This is a genomic window from Duganella hordei (genome assembly GCF_040369125.1).
Lineage (GTDB): Bacteria > Pseudomonadota > Gammaproteobacteria > Burkholderiales > Burkholderiaceae_D > Rugamonas > Rugamonas hordei.
This window is the reverse complement of record NZ_BPWI01000001.1, coordinates 642,345-660,984: the sequence shown is the minus strand read 5'-3', so window position 1 is coordinate 660,984 and position 18,640 is coordinate 642,345. Positions and strand designations below refer to the sequence as shown.

The 18,640-nt window shown below is 67.7% G+C and carries 11 protein-coding genes; 8 read left to right on the top strand and 3 right to left on the bottom strand.

Annotated features, from left to right (window positions below):
* Positions 1-13: 13 nt before the first annotated feature.
* Positions 14-2,689: a PAS domain-containing hybrid sensor histidine kinase/response regulator family protein gene (locus ABWW33_RS02785; RefSeq protein WP_353398603.1), complete on the bottom strand. Its 2,676-nt coding sequence runs from the start codon at positions 2,687-2,689 to the stop codon at positions 14-16.
* Positions 2,690-2,861: 172 nt separating this feature from the next.
* On the opposite strand from ABWW33_RS02785, the gene ABWW33_RS02780 reads away from it, so the two are divergent.
* The 4 genes from ABWW33_RS02780 to ABWW33_RS02765 all read left to right on the top strand — a co-directional run bounded on the left by ABWW33_RS02780 (position 2,862) and on the right by ABWW33_RS02765 (position 8,952).
* Entirely contained in the window at positions 2,862-6,533 is a 3,672-nt protein-coding gene (locus ABWW33_RS02780) for a CHASE domain-containing protein (RefSeq protein ID WP_353398601.1), read from the top strand.
* Positions 6,534-6,639: 106 nt separating this feature from the next.
* Entirely contained in the window at positions 6,640-7,080 is a 441-nt protein-coding gene (locus ABWW33_RS02775) for a carboxymuconolactone decarboxylase family protein (protein ID WP_353398598.1), read from the top strand.
* Between the two features lie 247 nt (positions 7,081-7,327).
* On the top strand, positions 7,328-8,530 hold the full coding sequence (locus ABWW33_RS02770) for a porin family protein (RefSeq protein ID WP_353398595.1): 1,203 nt from the start codon (positions 7,328-7,330) through the stop codon (positions 8,528-8,530).
* Positions 8,531-8,541: 11 nt separating this feature from the next.
* Positions 8,542-8,952 carry a type 2 periplasmic-binding domain-containing protein gene (locus ABWW33_RS02765; RefSeq protein WP_176650756.1) on the top strand — a complete coding sequence of 137 codons (411 nt, stop codon included), beginning with the start codon at positions 8,542-8,544 and terminating at the stop codon, positions 8,950-8,952.
* 33 nt (positions 8,953-8,985) lie between these two features.
* On the opposite strand, the gene ABWW33_RS02760 is transcribed toward ABWW33_RS02765, so the two are convergent.
* Positions 8,986-9,729 carry an SDR family NAD(P)-dependent oxidoreductase gene (locus tag ABWW33_RS02760; protein WP_176650755.1) on the bottom strand — a complete coding sequence of 248 codons (744 nt, stop codon included), beginning with the start codon at positions 9,727-9,729 and terminating at the stop codon, positions 8,986-8,988.
* Between the two features lie 118 nt (positions 9,730-9,847).
* Between ABWW33_RS02760 and ABWW33_RS02755 the strand changes: the two genes are divergently transcribed.
* Positions 9,848-10,750 (top strand): LysR family transcriptional regulator, encoded by a 903-nt coding sequence (locus tag ABWW33_RS02755; RefSeq protein ID WP_353398590.1) that lies wholly within the window; start codon positions 9,848-9,850, stop codon positions 10,748-10,750.
* Here ABWW33_RS02755 and ABWW33_RS02750 read toward each other — a convergent pair.
* Positions 10,731-12,113, bottom strand: a complete 1,383-nt coding sequence (locus tag ABWW33_RS02750) for an MATE family efflux transporter (protein ID WP_176650753.1) — start codon at positions 12,111-12,113, stop codon at positions 10,731-10,733. The genes ABWW33_RS02755 and ABWW33_RS02750 overlap by 20 nt on opposite strands.
* A gap of 144 nt (positions 12,114-12,257) precedes the next feature.
* On the opposite strand from ABWW33_RS02750, the gene ABWW33_RS02745 reads away from it, so the two are divergent.
* The 3 genes from ABWW33_RS02745 (at position 12,258) to ABWW33_RS02735 (ending at position 18,536) form a co-directional block, all read left to right on the top strand.
* Entirely contained in the window at positions 12,258-13,187 is a 930-nt protein-coding gene (locus tag ABWW33_RS02745) for an ABC transporter substrate binding protein (RefSeq protein ID WP_353398587.1), read from the top strand.
* Positions 13,188-13,302: 115 nt separating this feature from the next.
* Positions 13,303-14,445, top strand: a complete 1,143-nt coding sequence (locus tag ABWW33_RS02740) for an ABC transporter substrate-binding protein (RefSeq protein WP_353398584.1) — start codon at positions 13,303-13,305, stop codon at positions 14,443-14,445.
* Positions 14,445-18,536, top strand: a complete 4,092-nt coding sequence (locus tag ABWW33_RS02735) for an EAL domain-containing protein (protein WP_353398582.1) — start codon at positions 14,445-14,447, stop codon at positions 18,534-18,536. The genes ABWW33_RS02740 and ABWW33_RS02735 overlap by 1 nt, the downstream gene beginning before the upstream one ends.
* Positions 18,537-18,640: the final 104 nt, after the last annotated feature.

Below are 18,640 nucleotides of genomic sequence, written 5' to 3'. Positions count from 1 at the left end.
ACATCAAGGCAGCTCAGGCACGCAGGCGCGCCGGCAGATGGCGCGAGATAATCTCCAGCATCTGCTCGACATCGACCGGCTTGGCGATGAAGTCGTTCATGCCGGCGGCGACGCAGCGCTCCTGCTCCGACTGCATCACGCCGGCCGTCATCGCCAGGATGGGCAAGTCCAGCTTCAGTTCCTCGCGGATCGCGGCGGTGGCGGCAAAACCGTCCATGACCGGCATCTGCACATCCATCAGCACGATATCGTAGTCGCCGCCGTGCTCGCGCAGGCGGTCCACCGCCAGCTGGCCGTTCTCGGCCACGTCGACGCTGGCGCCGGCGTATTCCAGCATGCCGCGCGCCACCACCTGGTTCAGCGGATGGTCCTCGACCAGCAGCAGGCGCAATCCCTTGAGGCACTGCTCGCCCGTCTCCTCATTCAGCGGCGCCATCGGCGCGGCTGGTTCGGTCCGCGCCAGCTGGAACGGCAGCGTGACGACGAATTCGCTGCCCATGCCCGGCGTGCTGCTGACGGCGATGCCGCCGCCCATCAGCTCCGCCAGCTGGCGGCAAATGGCCAGCCCCAGACCGGTGCCGCCATAGCGCCGCGTGGTGGAGGCGTCGGCCTGGTTGAAGGCTTCGAACAAACGGCTCTGCTGCTCCAGGTCCATGCCGATGCCGGTGTCGCGCACCACAAAGCGCAGGCCGACCGCGTCGGCGCCGTACTGGTACGCGGCGTGATACGCGGCGGCGCCGCCGTCGACGCGCGCCACCCGCAGCGCCACCTGGCCCTGCGCGGTGAACTTGATGGCGTTGCCGACCAGGTTGATCAATATCTGCTGCAGGCGCATGGCGTCGCCGACCAGCGACTGCGGCACGGCGCTGTCGGCGCCGATGGCCAGGCTGATGCCCCTGGCCTCCGCGTTCGGCATCATGACCTGCGCCACCGCGTCCAGTACTTCGTTCAGCTGGAAGATGGTGGGCGCCAGCTCCATGCGGCCCGCCTCGATCTTGGAAAAGTCCAGCACGTCGTTCAGGATGCCCAGCAGGACGTTGCCCGACGACCGTATCATGTCCACGTATTCCTTTTGCGGTGCGCTCAGCTCCGTATTCCCCAGCAGGTAGGCCACGCCCAGCACCGCGTTCATCGGCGTGCGGATCTCGTGGCTCATGTTGGCCACGAATTCGCTCTTGGCGCGGCTGGCGGCGGCCGCGCGCTGCTCGCCGGCAGCCTGCATCAGTTCCGCGTTCTTGCGGTCGGTGATATCCATCGCCATCAGGTAGGTGCCCAGCACCTCGCCGCCGGCGGCGATATCGGGCACCAGGTCGACCATGAAATGCTGGACCTGGCCGTTGAGCAGCAGTTCCCGTTCATAGTGCAGGCGGCGGCCCGACAGCGCCTGCGCCAGGTCGTCAAGCCACGGGGCGGACGCCGCCTCGCCGAACACCTGGCTCACGGTCTTGCCCAGCATCGATTGCGGATCGATGCCCCACTGCGTGCGATAGTGCTCGTTGGTGAACAGGTAGCGCAGCTCGCGGTCCACGTAGGCCACCAGTAGCGGCAGGTTGTCGGCCAGGATGCGCGCGCGTTTTTCGCTTTCGTAGGTGCGCATCTGCGCCGCTTCCCGTTCGGCCATCAGGCGGTAGAAGGCGCCGCTCAATTCGCCGATTTCGTCCTTGCGGTGCAGCTGCAGCACCTGAATGCCGGCGCGGCTGTCCTTGACCTCGGCGATGTTGCGGCGCAGCCGCTGCAGAGGGTGCAGCAGGCGCGCGATGCCCACCCACGCCAGCACGCCCGCCAGCCCGGCGAACACCGTCGAAGCGATGGCCGCCTCATAGCGCAATTCGCGCAGCGGCGCCAGCGCCTCGTCGCTGGGGAAGCGCGCCGCGGCGATCCAGCGCGCGTGCTGCAGTCGGCGATACGAATAAATACCCTTGACGTGATCCTTGTTCTCCGCCTCCATCCAGCCCTGGAAGCCCTCCAGCGCCTTTTGCGTGGCCAGGTTGACGCCGGGGCGCTCGTTGATGCTGTGCAGGATGCGCTTCTTGTCCGGATGGCTCAGCAAAATCCCTTCGGCCGTCATGATGAAGTTGAAGCCGGTGCTGCCCGGCTTGAGCGCGCTGAGCGCCTCGAACGGCGCGTAGTGCAGCAGGTTGATGCCGCCGGCCAGCACCAGCACGACGCGGCCTTCGGCGTCGAGGACCGGCGCAGAGATCAGCACCGTCGGCGCGCCGGCCAGCTTGCTGGCGAATGGCGCCGACACCTGGCCGCGCCGCCGTTTCAGCGTCTGCACGAACCAGTCGGCGCCGGCGGCGCTGTACTGCTGCTCGGGCATGGCCTCTTCCATGGCGCTGGTCAGCACGCCCTGGCCGTCATAGATTTCCAGATAGGAGAACTGGCCGCGCGCCGTCGGCCGCGCCAGCAGGTAGGCCCGCAGCGCCGCCGGATCGCGCAGCGTCGCCGCCGGCAGCGATTCGGCCAGCGCCGCCAGCACCGCCTTCTTGCCGGCCAGGTGCTCGTCGATGTGGGCGGCGGCCCCGGACAGCAGCGCGTATTGCTGGCTGCCGATCACCTCTTTCATGTCGCGCTCGGCCAACATCAGCGCCACCACAGTCACCGTGACGGTGGCGCCCAGCACCAGCAGCATGACCAGGCTACTGAGCCGGAACCTGAGAGTGGACGGCAAAAACTTTTTGAACGCCATGGGCAGCGCGCACTCGCTAGAAAGATGATATCAAAGTATTACATGTCGCAGGCCTGTTTGGCTACGTCCGCTCACTATAAACCCGACAAATGCGGCTGTGGCGCCGCACACACATTCCCAGGTCTGTTTTCGGGGTATAGTGGTTGCTTACGAGACAACCCCATCATCTGCCATGCGCGCAGCTTACGATCCGGTTACCACGGCGGCCTCCCACCCGGGCCGAGGCCCCACTCCGCTCGCACTGGTGCTGCTGACGGCTTGCTACTTCCTGATCGCGCGCGCCAGCCTGCTGCTGGCCTTTGCCACCTCCAACGCCACGCCGGTCTGGCCGCCGTCGGGCATCGCCTTCGCCGCCGTGGTGGCGATGGGCTACCGCGCCTGGCCCGCCATCCTGCTGGGCGCACTGGCCGCCAACCTCGCCACCTTCACCGCCAACGGCGTGCCGTTCAGCGCCGGGCTGGTGACCGCCTCGCTGCTGATCGCGACCGGCAATACGCTGGAGGCGCTGGCCGGCGCCTGGCTGATGCGCCGCCACACCGACACCGCGCAGCCGCTGAGCCAACTGCAGGACGTCTACAAATTCGCGCTGATCGCGATGGCCATGTGCGTGGTCAGCGCCGGCATCGGCAGCATCACGCTGGTCGTCGGCGGCCTGGTGCCCGCTTCCGCCTACACCACCGTGGTGCTGACCTGGTGGGTCGGCGACACCGCCGGCGTGCTGGTGGTGGCGCCGGCGATCCTGGCCTGGCTCCGCCCCGGCGCCGGCGCCCGTGATGTGCAGCAGTCGCCGCGGCAGCGCTGGGCGGAGGCCTTGCTGTCGCTTGCCGCGCTGTCGGCCTTGATCGCGCTGGTGTTCGGCCGCCGCTATTCGGCCGGCGACGGCCTCGGATGGCTGCCCTATGTATTCATGCTGTGCGTGGCCCAGGCCTCGTACCGCTTCGGCCTGCGCGGCGCCAGCCTGGCGTGCCTGCTGACGGCCGGCGGCGCGGTGCTGGGCAGCGTCAGCGGCCTCGGTCCGTTCGCCGTCGGCACGCTGAACGACTCCCTCATCGCGCTCGAGAGCTTCGTCGTGCTGTGCAGCCTGATCGGCATGGTGCTGTGCGCCGACGCCAGCGAGCGCCGGCGCATGAACGCCAGCGTCCGCGATCACAGCGCCGCGCAATGGGCCACGCTGCTGGTCGGCTTCGGCCTGACGGTGGCGGTCTGGCACCTCGTCGCGCTGAGCACCGAGCGCCGCGCGCGCGAACAGTTCGACGCCGAATGCGCCGAGATCACCGAACGCATCGAGCGCCGCATGGACTTGTACGAAGCGGGACTGCGCGGCGCGCAGGCGCTGTTCAAGGCCGAGCCGGAGCCCAGCCGGGCCCAGTTCCGCGCTTTCGCCGACGGACTGGATTTGCCGCGCAACTTCCCCGGCGTGCTGGGGCTGGGCTACGCCGCCTGGCTGCGGACCGGCCAGCATGAGGCGCTGGAGGAGCGCGTCCACCGCCTGGACAACTGGGCCGGATTTCATATCTGGGCCGCCCCGGGCTCACCCTACGATCGCTCGATGTCGGCCGTGGTGCTGTATCTGGAACCGTCGCTGGGACGCAACCGGCGCGCCTTCGGCTACGACATGATGTCCGAGCCGATACGCCGCGCCGCGCTGCTGGAGGCGGCGCGCACCGGCGCGCCGGTGCTGTCGTCCAAGGTGGTGCTGGTGCAGGACGCGCCCGAGCTCGGCCAGCCCGGCTTCCTGCTGTACGTCCCGGTCTATCGCACGCAGGCGCGCTTGCCGGACAGCGCCGGCACGGAGCAGCGCATGGCGGCGCTGCAGGGCTTCGCCTACAGCCCGATCCGCGCCGACGACCTGATGACCGGCCTGCTTGGCAACGCCGACAGCAAGGTGCAGCTGGAGATCTTCGACGGCGCCGGCACCGCGCCCGCCGACCATCTGTACACCAGCGCCCGCCGCGGCGCCGACGACTTGCAGAAGTACCCCAATCCCTACCGGCAGACGGCGCCGCTGACGCTGCTGCAGCACGGCTGGACGCTGCGCTTCACGTCGCTGCCGGCGTTTGAAAACTCGATCGACCGCCAGAAATCGCACATCGTGCTGCTGGCCGGGGCCATTATCAGCCTGCTGTTCTTCGGCGTGGTGCGCGCGCTGACGGCGCGCCAGGCCTATGCCAGCGCGCTGGCCGAGGAAAAGACCGCCGCGCTGCGCGAGTCGGAAAGCTCGCTGATCGTCGCCCGCGACCTGGCCGAAGCGGCCAGCCGCGCCAAGTCGGAATTCGTCGCCAACATGAGCCACGAGATCCGCACGCCGCTCAACGCGGTGCTGGGCATGACTCACCTGCTGGGCAATACCACGCTGTCGCCGGACCAGCAGAAGTACCTGGAGATGATACGGTCGTCCGGCAATTCGCTGCTCAGCATACTCAACGACGTGCTGGACTTCTCCAAGATCGAGGCCGGCCGCATGGAGCTGGCGCCGGCGCCGTTCCAGCTGAGCGCCGTGCTGGAGGCGATCGCCACCATTATGACCGTCAATTCGGGCGAGAAGGACCTGGAGCTGGCGATCGGCGTGGAACCGGACGTGCCGCAGTCGCTGCTCGGCGACGGCCACCGCCTGCAGCAGATCCTGATCAACCTGGTCGGCAACGCCATCAAGTTCACCGAGAAGGGCTCGGTCTATGTGCTGGTGGAGCTGGCCGGCGCCACGCCCACCGGCGAAGCGGCCCTGCGCTTCACGGTGCGCGACAGCGGCATTGGCGTGCCGGCGGACCAGTTGGCGCTGTTGTTCGCGCCGTTCTCGCAGGGCGATGCGTCGATGACGCGGCGCTTCGGCGGCACCGGCCTCGGTCTGACGATCTCGCGCCGGCTGGCGGCGTTGATGGGCGGCGCCATCGAGGTCCAAAGCACGCCGGGCAACGGCAGCGTCTTCACGCTGACGGTGCCGCTGCAGTGCGCCGGCGAAGCGGCGCAGCCGGGCGCCGTCGCCACCGTCCGCCATCTGCTGGTGGTCGACGACGACGAGGTCAGCGCCGACTACCTTTGCCGCACCGTCCGCGCGCGGGGCTGGAGCGCCGACCGCGCCGGATCCGGCGAACTGGCACTGTCGCTGCTGCGCGGCGCTGCGCGCTACGACGCGGTGCTGGTCGACTGGAGCATGCCCGGCCTGAACGGCCTGGAAACCATGCAGGCGATCCGCGCCGCCATGCCGGACGACGGGCCGGCCGTGGTGCTGATGGTCAGCGCCTTCGGCCAGGGCAAGCTGCTGCACACGAACGGCGCGCAGGCCGCCGACGCGGTGCTGCTGAAGCCCGTCACCACGGCGCGGCTGGGCGAAACGGTGCTGCAGGCGCTGGACTATGCGCGCGACCGCGCCGCCAGCGCCGGCGCCGGGGACGCAGCGGCCGTCGCGGCGCCGGCGGCGGACGGCGGCCCGCCGGCAGGCCTGCGCATCGACGGCGTACGCATCCTGCTGGTCGAGGACAATCCGATCAACCAGCTGGTGGCCCAGGCCATGCTGTCGCACGCCGGCGCCTCCATCGACGCCGTCGACAACGGCCGCGCCGCGCTGGACCGGCTGCGCAGCGACGGGCACCGCTACGACCTGGTGCTGATGGATGTGCAGATGCCGGAAATGGACGGCTTCGAAGCGACCGCCAGGATCCGCCACGAGTTGAAGCTGGAGCTGCCGGTGCTGGCCATGACGGCCGGGGTCATGCTGTCCGAGCGCGAGCAGTGCATCGCCTCCGGCATGAACGATTTCATCGCCAAGCCGATCGACGTCGAGCAGATGCTGCGCGCCATCGCCCGCAACCTGCCCGCCGCCCAGCGCGCCGCCGCCGGGCGCTGAGCCCTCCATCAGTGGTCTACCCGTTTTAGGCCGGATTGGCCACCCGCGGTCAATGATTGGCCTCCTAAAATGGTTGCACTAACCAACCACCTTGAAGGAAAAGATCATGCATGCACGTACCGACTTCTACACCGCCTCTCCCGACGCCATGAAAGCGATGGTCGCGCTGGAAGTGGCGGTCAGCAAACTGGGACTGGAGCCGTCGCTGCTGGAACTGGTGAAGCTGCGCTCCTCGCAGATCAACGGCTGCGCCTTCTGCGTCGACATGCACACCACCGATGCGCGCAAGGCCGGCGAAACGGATCGCCGCCTGCATGGCGTCAGCGTCTGGCGCGAGACGCCGTTCTTCACCCCGCGCGAACAGGCGGCGCTGGCCTGGACCGAGGCCCTGACCTCGCTCGCCACCACCCACGCGCCGGACGCCGACTACGAACTGCTGCAGGCCCAGTTCTCGCCGAAGGAGCAGGTCGACCTGACGCTGGCCATCAACACCATCAACGGCTGGAACCGGCTGGGCGTCGGCTTCCGAAAAATGCCGGCGCTGTAGGCGCGCATCGCGCATAAAGTGTGACATCGCGGCCAGGCTGCGCCAGATCAAGAAACGGCAGACATCCTTTAGACAAGCTTGCCGTTTGCATCACGTGATAGCGTTTTCAGCGCCGCGATCGTTGCCACTGCACAACGAAATTGTGACATTCCGGTATAAAACACACACAAGTACGCCTCCCCGGTCCACACTAAATAAGGCGCAAAACACATACAAGACGACGCCATTAACCTCTGGAGGGTACACGATGAAACAACCCAAGCTTGCGATATCAGCCTTAGCAATCCTCAGCGCCTTCGCCGCCACTGCCCACGCGCAGGACGGCATGCCGATCACCATCAGCGGCTTCGGTACCGGCGCCCTGACCATGACCAATTCCGATCAAGCAGAGTTCAACCGGGTCAACCAGGCCGCCGGCGTCGGCAAGGACGCGCGCGCCGGGGTCGATTCGAACTTCGGCATCCAGGCCACGGCGAAATGGAGCGATACGATTTCCTTTACCGCGCAAGGGCTGGTGCGCAAGAACGGCTCCAACGACCAGTTCGGCGCCGAGCTGGCGTGGGCCTTCGCCAAGATCAAGCTGAATGACGACTTCTCCGTTCGCCTGGGGCGTATCGGCCTGCCGGTGTACATGATTTCCGACGTGCGCAACGTCGGCTACGCCAACACCATGCTGCGGCCGCCGAATGAAGTGTACCGCCAGGTCACCGTCGACAACGCGGACGGCGGCGACGTGGTGTACCAGCACAGCTTCGGCGACACCACCGTGACGGCGCAGGCGGCGGTGGGCCGCTCCAAGGTGCGCGCGCCCGGCAATTACTACGTCGAATTCAAGCCGGTGGTCTCGACCCAGCTGGTGGTGGAGAACGGTCCGTTCACCTATCGCCTGGGCCGCTCGCAAGCCACCTTCGGCATCTACAACAACCCCAGCCTGACCGGCCTGGTCGGCGCGTTGAAGCAGTTTGGCCTGACCGCCGTCGCCAACGAGGTGCCGCTGACCGATGTCAAGGGCACGTTCACCTCGGCCGGCATCGCGATGGACTACAACAACATCATCGGCCAGGCCGAATACGCCAAGCGCAAGACGGATACGCGGCTGGTGCCGGACACCAGTTCCTGGTACGTCATGATGGGCTACCGCTACGGAAAATTCGTGCCGTACGCCTCGTACGGCGACGTCAAGCAGGACAGCATCCGCAGCTTCAGCACGCTGCCGACCACCGGCCCGCTGGCCGCGCTGAGCGCCGGCACCAATGGCGCCATCAAATCGGGCCTGCAATCGTCCACCGCCATCGGCCTGCGCTGGGACTTCTACAAATCGGCCGCGTTCAAGGTGCAGATGGACCGCGTCAAGACCCGCGACGGCGCCGGCTACTTCCTGAATCCAAAGCCGGGTTTCGCGGGCAGCACCGTCAACGTCTACGCAGCAGCCATCGATTTCGTCTTCTGAGGAGAACCATTATGAAAACGACTATCGGTAAATTGCTGCTTGCGGCAGGCACCTGGCTGGCCGTCGCGCCCGTGTTCGCGACGGAAATCGTGGTCATCGTCAACCCGAAGAATCCGGCCACGCGCATGTTCAGCGAACAGGCCGGCCAGTTCTTCCTCGGGAAATCGACCCTGTTCACGCCCATCGAGCACACCGACGGGCCGCTGCGCAACGAGTTCTATAAAAAGGTGCTGGACAAGGACAGCACGCAGGTAAAGGCGATCTGGTCCAAGCTGGTATTTACCGGCAAGGCCTCGGCGCCCAAGGAACTGGGCTCCAGCGCCGAGGTGAAGAAGGCGGTGGCGGCCGATGTCAGCGCCATCGGCTACATAGAAAAGTCCGCGGTCGATGACACCGTCAAGGTGATCCTCACTGTGCAATAGAAAAAGAAGGCGCCGCAAGGCGCCTTCTCAGTTTTAAATCTGCGCGATGCCGCCGTCGACAAACAGCTCGATGCCGTTGACAAAGCTGCTGTCGTCCGATGCCAGGAACAGCACGCCCTTGGCAATCTCGTCCGGCTCGGCCAGGCGCCCCATCGGCACCAGGCTGGCCAGATGGCCGAACAGGCCGTCCTTGTGCTCGGCAGGCACCAGTCCCGCCAGGCCGGGGGTGCCCACCGGGCCGGGGCTGATGACGTTGACGCGGATGCGGCGCGGCTTCAGGTCCAGCAGCCAGGAACGGGCGAAGTTGCGCACCGCCGCCTTGCTGGCGCTGTAGACGCTGAAATTCTCCGTGCCCTGCACCGAGGTGGTCGAACCGGTCAGGATGACCGAGGCGCCGTCCTTCAGCAGCGGCAGGGCCTTCTGCACAGTGAACAGCGTGCCGCGCACGTTGGTGCCGAAGACGCGGTCGAAGTGTTCTTCGGTGATCGCGCCCAACGGCTGCATGTCGCCGCCACCGGCGTTGGCGAACAGGATGTCGAGCTGGCCGGAGCGCTTGCCGATTTCCGCATACACCCGATCCAGATCCTCCAGCATGGCCGAATCCGCGCGCACGCCGACCGCGCCGTGGCCGATGGCCTCCACCGCCGCATCCAGCTCCTGCTGGCGGCGGCCGGTGATGTACACCTTGGCGCCCTGCTTGGCGAATTCCAGTGCGGTCGCCAGGCCGATGCCGGTGGTGCCGCCGGTGACCAGCGCTACTTTGCCTTCGAGTTTCATGATGTGCTCCTTCAGTGGTTGAGTGCCTCCACTGTAAGCCCGGCAGATTATTCGATAAAGTAGCTACAAATGAATGCTTTATTCCCCTGCGTGTATAATCAAGAACACAGGAGAAACCATGGACCAGCTACTCGCAATGCGCACCTTTGCCCGCGTGGTGGAAGCGGGCACCTTCACCAAGGCCGCCGATTCGCTGCAGATGCCCAAGGCCAGCGTGACCAAGCTGGTGCAGTCGCTGGAGACGCATCTCGGCGTCAAGCTCCTGCAGCGCACCACGCGCCACGTATCAGTCACCGCGGACGGCGCTTCCTACTACGAGAAGGCCACGCGGCTGCTGAAGGACCTGGGCGACATCGACAGCAGCTTCGGCGCCGCGCACGGCACGCCGCGCGGCCATCTGCGGGTGGACATGGGTTCGTCGGTGGCGACCCGCATCATCGTGCCGGCGCTGCCGGAGTTCCTGGCCCGCTATCCCGGCATCCAGCTGGACCTGGGTGTCAGCGACCGCCATGTGAACCTGATCAGCGACAACGTCGATTGCGTGATACGCGGCGGCCCGGTGACGGACCTGTCGATGGTGGCGCGCCAGGTCGGCAAGGCGGCCTGGGTCACCTGCGCCACGCCCGGCTATCTGGCGCGGCACGGCACGCCGAGACATCCGTCGGAACTGGAAGGCGACCACCGGGTGGTGAGCTATCTGTCGGCCAGCACCGGGCGCGCGATGGCCATGCATTTCTCGCGCGGCGGCGAGAAGCTGGAAATCCGGGTGCGCCACGCGGTCGGCGTCAACGAGAGCAATGCGCACTTCGAGGCGGGGCTGGCGGGACTGGGCATTATCCAGACCTTCGACTACCTCGCCCGCGCGCACATCGACAGCGGCGCGCTGGTGCCGGTACTGAAGACCTGGCAGCCGGCGCCCTACCCGTTTTACGTGGTGTTTCCGCCCAACCGGCACCTGAGCAACCGCGTGCGGGTGTTCATCGACTGGATCGCGGACCGCTTCAGCCTTCAACCACGATGACGGGCCGCAGCCGCTTGCGCGAGGCGCGCGCGTGCGGCACCCAGGCGTGGGTCTGCCAGCGCCGCCACATGATCAGGCCGCGTATCCATTCGTCGGCCGCGTAGGCGATCCACACGCCGGGCAAGCCCCAGCCCAGCACCACGCCCAGCAGCCAGCTGCCGCCGGCCAGCACGAACAGCATCGAGAAGGCGCCGGCCATCACCGGAAAGCGCGCGTCGCCCGCGGCGCGCAGCGCGTTGATGACCACCAGGTTGAAGGTGCGGCCCGGCTCCAGCAGCACGGTGATCCACAGCAGCGTGGCGCCGGCGGCGATGATCTCCTGGTCCTGCGTGAACCAGCCCAGCAGCCAACGGCCCAGCAGCGCGGCGCAGGCGGCGATCAGCACGCACACCACCAGCCCGCGCGCCAGCGCGCGCCGCACCACGCCGTGCGCCTCGCGCAGCCGGCCGGCGCCGATCAGGTAGCCGACCACGATTTCCACCGCCAGCCCGGTGGCGATGCTGAACATCATGACGCCGCCCATCAGCTGCAGCACGTAAGCCTGCGTGGCCAGCGACCTGGCGCCCAGCTCCGCCGCCGTCGCCACGCTGACCATGAAGGCCAGGCGCCAGGCGATATTTTCCGCCGCGCCGGGCAGGCCGATATGCAGCACCGCCGCCAGCTCGCGCCGCGGCAAACGCCACCAGTCGTCGCGCGCCACGCGGATGCCGAGGTGGACGCGCCACATCAGCAGGTGCAGCGCCAGGCCGATGGCGCGGCTGATCGCCAGCGCGACCGCGTAGCCGGGCAGGCCCATGGCCGGGATCGGGCCCCAGCCGTGCATCATCGGGATCGCCAGCGCCAGGTGGCTGATGTGCATGATCACCAGCACCACCAGCGTGTCGCGGGTGCGCAGGTGCGCGCGCATCACGCCCGCCATCGATGCGTTCCAGGCGTCGAGCAGCATGGCCGGCGCCAGCGCCTGCAGCAGCGGCGCCGCCAGCGGCAGCACCTCGGCCGGCGCGTTGAGCAGATGCAGCAGGCCGTGGGCGCCCAGCAGCGCCATCAGGCCGGTGACCGCGCCCAGCCAGGTGCTGGCGCCGACCACCGCGCAGGCGACCCGGTTGGCGGCGTCGCGCTGGTTGCCGCCCAGGTTCTGCGTGACCACCACGCTGACGCCGGCGCCGATGATGCGGAACAGGATGAACAGCGTGGCCGACACCTGGCTGGCGATGGCGAACGCGCCGCCGGCCTCGTCGGAGATGCGCGAGGCCAGCGCCGTGCCGATGACGCTGGAGGCGATCGCCAGCCCCAATTCGACGAGCAGGGGCCAAGCCAGGTTGAACATGGGCGGGGTGCGGATCGGCGTTTTGGTGGCGGGCATGGGATGATGGAAAGTAAGTGTTGCCTGTTTACCCGAGTTTATAACATGTGGAAGCGCTTTCAGCACTATCATTGAAATTTACTATCGCAGTAGAATCGTTAGCAAAGGATACACTGCGGCTGTTCCAATTTTGCCGCCACTGCCATGGTGAGATCGACCATCCGAACCGTAGCCTGCGTCTGCGCCCTGTTGCTGGGCAGGCCGGCGCTCGCCCAGGCGCTGACGGTGCTGTATCCGGAGCTCGCCGATCCCTACCGCACGGTGTTCGCCGAGATCATCCAGGGCATCGAGGAGCAATCGAAGGCCAAGGCGCGCGGCATACCGCTGGCCGCCAACAGCGACCTGGTCGACCTGCGCAACACGCTCAAGAACGGCAAGGTGGTGATCGCGCTGGGGCGCCAGGGCATGAAGGCGGCCGGCACGCTGGATCCGTCGCTGGGCGTGGTGGTCGGGGGCGTGGCCGGCGGCGGCGCCGCGCCCGACGCCGAGCGCCTGCACGGTATCAGCCTGACGCCGGACCCGGCCCTGCTGTTCGGCCTGCTGAAGAACCTGCTGCCGGGCGTGCGCCGCGTGATCGTGGTCTACAACCCGCAGGCCAACGACGCGCTGATACGGCTGGCGCGCGAGGCGGCGCGCGGCCTCGGCCTGGAGTTGACGGCGATCGAGGCCACCGACCTGGCCGGCGCCGCGCGCGCCTACGAAAGCCTGCTGGCCTCGGCCGACGGCCGCCGCGACGCGCTGTGGCTGCCGCAGGACGCCACCACCGTCGAGGAAACCACCATCCTGCCGCTGGTGCTGAAGGAATCGTGGGGCCGCAGCCTGCCGGTGTTTTCCAGCAGCGTGCTGCACGTCAGGAAAGGCGTGCTGTTCGGCCTGTACCCGAACAATGTCCAGCTGGGCCGCGACCTGGCCGCGCTGGCGCTGGCCATGCAAAACGGCGACGCCACCCGGCGCGGCCTGGTGCCGCTGCGGGCGGTGCGCACCGCGCTCAACTCGCGTACCGCCAGCCACCTCGGGCTCAATCTTGTATCTGCTCAGCAACGAAGCTTCGATGCTATATTCCCGGAACCGTAAAGCAATCTCTGCAATACCCAATTTTCTTTCTCTCAGGGAAAGACTCCGCTTATACTGTGAAGGCATCTTAACAACGCCCTTCTTTGGCGCCGCGGTAGTAGCAGTAAAGAGTCTGATGAAAAAAACAATATTTCTTGGCGGGCGCTTGCGATCGGCGGGCGCCCTGTTCTGCTTGACACTGGCCGGACCGGCGTGGGCGTCGGGTACGGCGCTTCCCTCCAGCGTTGCCGTGTTTGGCGCCGGCGCGGCTGCCGGCGGCATGCTGTTCGAACCGGCGGGCCCGGCCATTGCGGCCGTCCCCGCCTTTGCGGCGGCGCCGCGGGCCGACGTGCGCACGGTCACCCTGGCCCAGCTGGAAGACCAGTTGCGCCGTCCGGAAGTGCAGGCCTCGATCGGCAAGGGCACGATCGCCGTCGTCTATCCGAATGCGGAGGAGCCGTTCCGCTCCGCCTTCATCGCCATGATCCAGGGCATAGAGGAACGCACCAAGCTCAAGGTGCGCAGCTATCCGGTCGATCCGCGCGTCGATACCGCCGAACTGAACGCCACGCTCAAGCGCAACGGCACCAAGGTCGTCATCGCGCTGGGCCGCCAGGGCTTGAACGCCACAGCCGGGCTGGACCGCGAAATCGCCGTGCTGGCCGGCGGCGTGCTGCTGCTGTCCGAGGCCGAGAACGTGATGGGCATCAGCATGACGCCCGATCCGGCCATGCTGTTTTCCAAGCTGCGCGCGCTGCTGCCCGAGCTCAAGCGCGTGATCGTGGTCTACAACCCGCAGAAATCCGAATGGCTGATCAAGCTGGCGCGCGAGGCGGCCAAGGCGCAGGGACTGGAACTGCAGGCCCATGTGGCCGGCGACCTGTCGCGCGCGGCCCAGCTGTATCCGCAGCTGATCGCCGCCGCCGACAACCGCCACGACGCCGTCTGGCTGCCGCACGACAGCACCACCGTCGAGGAAAGCACGATCCTGCCGCTGGTGCTGCGCGAATCCTGGAACAGTGGCGTGCCGCTGTTCTCCAGCAATGCCTTGCACGTCAAGAAAGGCGCGCTGTTCGCCATGGCGCCCGACAACGTCGAGCTGGGCCGCACGCTGGCCAGCTCGGCGATGGGCGTGATCGCCGGCGACGTCCGCCGCCGCGCGCTGGTGCCGTTGCGCGAGCTGCAGACGGCAATTAATTTACGGACGGCCAGCCATATCGGCCTCAACCTGGGCGCGCTGCAGCAGCGCAGCTTTGACTTCGTTTATCCGCAGCCCTGATGATGAAAATGTTCCGCAACTTCCTGCGCCGTACCGGTTTCCAACGACAGCTGACGATGATCGTGTCGGCCGCCATCCTGGGCCTGGCGGTGTTCTCCGCATTGATGAACTCGTGGGAAGCCAACGCCCGCATGCGCGACTACTTCATCGGCCAGGGCCAGCGCATCGCCGACAACCTGGCGCGCCAGAGCACGCTCGCGCTGCTGTTCCACTCGTCCGAGAACGCCCGCGACGTGGTCAATTCGACGCTGTCCTTCCCCGACGTGGCCGGCCTGCAGATCATGGACGCCAGGCGCACGGTGCTGCTGTCGAAGGTGCAGGACGGCGCCCGCCTCAACGACGCCGCGCTGGCGATCGCGGTGCCGGCGCACGCCGGCCTGGTCGGCGAGAACGCCGACGGCTGGATGTTTGCCGCGCCGGTGTACGGCGGCCAGAGCGAGGCGTCGCCGTTTGAGTTGCAGGAGCATCAGCAGCAACTGCTCGGCTATGTGCATGTGCAGATCGGCAAGGACACGCTGAAGCAGCTGACCTGGTCGCTGTTGCTGGGCAACCTGGCGCTGACGCTGTCGTTTGCCGTGGTGCTGCTGGTGCTGGGCCGCTTGCTGACGCGCCACATGATCAATCCGCTCAACGCGCTGTCGACCTTGATGCGCCGCGCCGAATCCGGCGAATCGGGCATGCGCGCCGCGCCCGCCGGCCCGCGCGACCTGATCGAGATGGCGCACGCCTTCAACCAGATGATGAACGTGCTGGAACAGCGCGAGGCCGAGCTGAAGGAATCGCGCGACGCCGCCGTCAACATGGCGCAGATGAAGGCGCAGTTTGCCGCCACCGTCAGCCACGAGGTGCGTACGCCGCTCAACGGCGTGGTCGGCATGCTGGACATGCTGAAGGAAACCCGCTTGAACCAGCGCCAGCAGGAGTTCGTCGACGTCGCCTGGAACTCCTCGCGCACGCTGATCGCGCTGATCAACAACATCCTCGACTTTTCCAAGATGGAAGCGGGCAAGCTGAAGCTGGAGGAAACCGAGTTCCACCTCGGCACGCTGATGGCCGAAGTGATGGAACTGGTGGCCCGCCCGGCCCAGCAAAAAGGCGTGGGCATAGGCTGGACCATCGCGCCGGACGTGCCCGAGCGCATCTGCGGCGACTCGCTGCGGTTGCGCCAGATCCTGATCAACCTGCTGGGCAACGCCGTCAAGTTCACCGAGCATGGCGAGGTGGCGGTCAGCGTCGCGCTGGCGCCGGTCGGCGACACGGAATTCGGCCTGTCGTTCGAAGTGCGCGACACCGGCATCGGCATGAGCGAGGAAGTGCGCCGCCACCTGTTCGAAGCCTATGTGCAGCCGGATCCGACCACCACGCGCCGCTACGGCGGCACCGGCCTCGGCCTGGCGATCTGCAAACAGCTGGCCGAGCTGCTGGGCGGCCAGATCGGCGTGCACAGCGTGCTGGGCAGCGGCACCACCTTCACCTTCTCGATCCGCTGCCGTCCGGCGCCCGAGCAGGACGGCGCGCCGGCCGCATTGCCGGCGCCGGCGCCGGCCTCGCTGCCGGAGCGCCAGTTCCGCGTGCTGGTGGCCGAGGACAACCGCACCAACCAGATGGTGGCCGCCGGCATGCTGGCGATGAACGGCTGCGTCTGCGAATTCGCCGCCGACGGCGTCGAGGCCGTGCGCGCCGCGCAGCGCGAGCGCTTCGACCTGATCCTGATGGATTGCAGCATGCCGGAGATGGACGGCTACGAAGCCACCGCCCACATCCGCCTGGCCGAACTGGCGCTGGGCCGGCGCACGCCGCTGGTGGCGATGACCGCCAACACCCAGGTCGGCGACGCCGAGAAATGCCTGGCCGCCGGCATGGACGATTACCTGGCCAAGCCGATCACGCTGGTCGAGCTGCGCCGCAAGCTGGAGAAATGGCTGCCGCACACCGGCCTGCTGGCCACGCCCGGCCACGCCGCGGCCATGCCGGCGCCGGTCCTGCCGCCGGCGCCCGTGTCGCCCCCATCGCCAACGTCGGCCGGTCCGGGTCCGGTCGACCAGGCCGTGTTCGACAAGCTGCGCGAGGTGCTGGGCGACACCCTGCCCCACGCCATCACGCCCTACCTGGAAGACACGCCGGCCTGCCTGGACGAGCTGGAACACGCGGTCCACGCCAACGACATGGACACCGCGCGCATGCGCGCCCACGCGCTGAAAGGCTCGTCGAGCAACTTCGGCGCCGACACGCTGGCCGGCCTGGCGTTCCAGGCCGAACAGTTCGCCGCCGCGCGCGAGCCGGCGCAGATCGTGCCGCTGCTGGCGCCTTTGCGCGCCCACTACGACACGCTGGCCGCCTTCCTGTACGGCGAAATCAGCGGCGTCCACCCCGAGACGCCGGCCGTCGGCGACGACACCCCGCAGGTGCTGGTGGTCGACGACGACCGCAGCACCCGCAGCACCCTGCGCCACACCCTGCAGCGCGACGGCTTCCGCGTCGAGGAGGCGGCCGACGGCGCGCAGGCGCTGGCGATGCTGGCGCGCTTCCAGCCGGACGTGATCCTGATGGACGCGATGATGCCGGTGATGGACGGCTTCACCGCCTGCGCCCGCATGCAGGAACTGCCGAACGCCGCCGACATCCCGGTGCTGATGATCACCGCGCTGCAGGACAACTCGTCGGTCGAGCGCGCCTTCGCCGCCGGCGCCAGCGACTACATCCCGAAACCTATCCACTACGCCGTGCTGTCGCAGCGTGTGCGCCGCATCATCGAAGCCAACCGGGCGGAAAAGCGCATCCGCCACCTGGCCTACAACGACGTGCTGACCAACCTGCCCAACCGCACCCTGTTCTTCGAGCTGCTGGGCAAGAGCATCGAGCAGGCCGGCCACGACGGCCGCCAGGTCGCCGTGCTGTTCATGGACCTGGACCGCTTCAAGTACGTCAACGACAACCTCGGCCACCACGTCGGCGACCGCCTGCTGCAGGCGGTGGCCAAGCGCGTGCGCACCGCCGTGCGCGGCGACGACACCGTGGCCCGCCTCGGCGGCGACGAATTCACCGTCGTCCTCAACGAGCTGGACAACCCGGCCTCGGCGGCCACCGCGGCCCACAACATCGTGCGCACCTTGTCGGCGCCGTTCCCGATCGACGGCCACGACATCTTCGTCACCGCCAGCGTCGGCATCGCCATGTACCCGCACGACGGCGGCGACGTCGCCACGCTGGTCAAGCACGCCGACAGCGCCATGTACCGCGCCAAGCGCACCAACACCGGCTTCCAGTTCTACGAGTCGTCAATGGAGCACTCGATTTCCGAGCACGTGCGGCTGGAGAGCGACCTGCGCCGCGCGCTGGAACAGCAGCACCAGCTGGAAGTGCACTACCAGCCGCAGGCCTGCCTGACCACCGGCCGCATCATCGGCATGGAGGCGCTGGTGCGCTGGCGCCACCCGACCCGCGGCATGATCGCGCCGGTGGACTTCATCCCGCTGGCCGAGGAAACCGGCCTGATCAATCCGCTCGGCGACTGGGTGCTGCGCACCGCCTGCGCCCAGCTGCAGCAGTTCGTCCGCGCCGGCCTGCCGCCGCTGCGGGTGGCGGTCAACCTGTCGGTGCGCCAGCTGCTGCAGAAGGACTTCGCCGCCTCGGTCGAGGCGGTGCTGGCCGACACCGGCCTGGCGCCGGACCTGCTGGAGCTGGAGATCACCGAGAGCACGCTGATGGAAAACGCGCAGGACACGCTGGCCGCGCTGCACCGCCTGCACTCGCTGGGCGTGCGGCTGTCGATCGACGACTTCGGCACCGGCTATTCCTCGCTGTCCTACCTGAAGCGCTTCCCGGTCGACATCATCAAGATCGACCGTTCCTTCGTGCGCGACGTGCCGCAGGACGCCGACGATGCCGCCATTGTCAGCGCTATCATCGCGCTGGCGCACAGCCTGCGGCTGGAGGTGGTGGCCGAGGGCGTGGAAACCGAGGCCCAGCTGAACTTCCTGCGCGGGCGCCAGTGCGACCTGATGCAGGGCTACCACCTGAGCCCGGCGGTCCCGGCCGAGCAGTTCGCCGCCCTGGTCAACCGGCACGAGACGGCCCGCCTGCGCGCCTGAGGCGCCGCGCCGGCGGCGGCGCTTCCGGTCAAATTCCGGTCAATTTACTACGCAATTTCCCACGCAATTTTCCCCATTTCCCCGGGCCCAGGCCGGAAGCAAGC

Coding starts and splice junctions, on each gene's coding strand:
- ABWW33_RS02780 (WP_353398601.1), top strand. CDS start 2,862: ATGCGCGCAGCTTACGATCCGGTTACCACGGCGGCCTCCCACCCGGGC.
- ABWW33_RS02740 (WP_353398584.1), top strand. CDS start 13,303: ATGAAAAAAACAATATTTCTTGGCGGGCGCTTGCGATCGGCGGGCGCC.
- ABWW33_RS02755 (WP_353398590.1), top strand. CDS start 9,848: ATGGACCAGCTACTCGCAATGCGCACCTTTGCCCGCGTGGTGGAAGCG.
- ABWW33_RS02745 (WP_353398587.1), top strand. CDS start 12,258: ATGGTGAGATCGACCATCCGAACCGTAGCCTGCGTCTGCGCCCTGTTG.
- ABWW33_RS02735 (WP_353398582.1), top strand. CDS start 14,445: ATGATGAAAATGTTCCGCAACTTCCTGCGCCGTACCGGTTTCCAACGA.
- ABWW33_RS02770 (WP_353398595.1), top strand. CDS start 7,328: ATGAAACAACCCAAGCTTGCGATATCAGCCTTAGCAATCCTCAGCGCC.
- ABWW33_RS02750 (WP_176650753.1), bottom strand. CDS start 12,113: ATGCCCGCCACCAAAACGCCGATCCGCACCCCGCCCATGTTCAACCTG.
- ABWW33_RS02785 (WP_353398603.1), bottom strand. CDS start 2,689: ATGGCGTTCAAAAAGTTTTTGCCGTCCACTCTCAGGTTCCGGCTCAGT.
- ABWW33_RS02760 (WP_176650755.1), bottom strand. CDS start 9,729: ATGAAACTCGAAGGCAAAGTAGCGCTGGTCACCGGCGGCACCACCGGC.
- ABWW33_RS02765 (WP_176650756.1), top strand. CDS start 8,542: ATGAAAACGACTATCGGTAAATTGCTGCTTGCGGCAGGCACCTGGCTG.
- ABWW33_RS02775 (WP_353398598.1), top strand. CDS start 6,640: ATGCATGCACGTACCGACTTCTACACCGCCTCTCCCGACGCCATGAAA.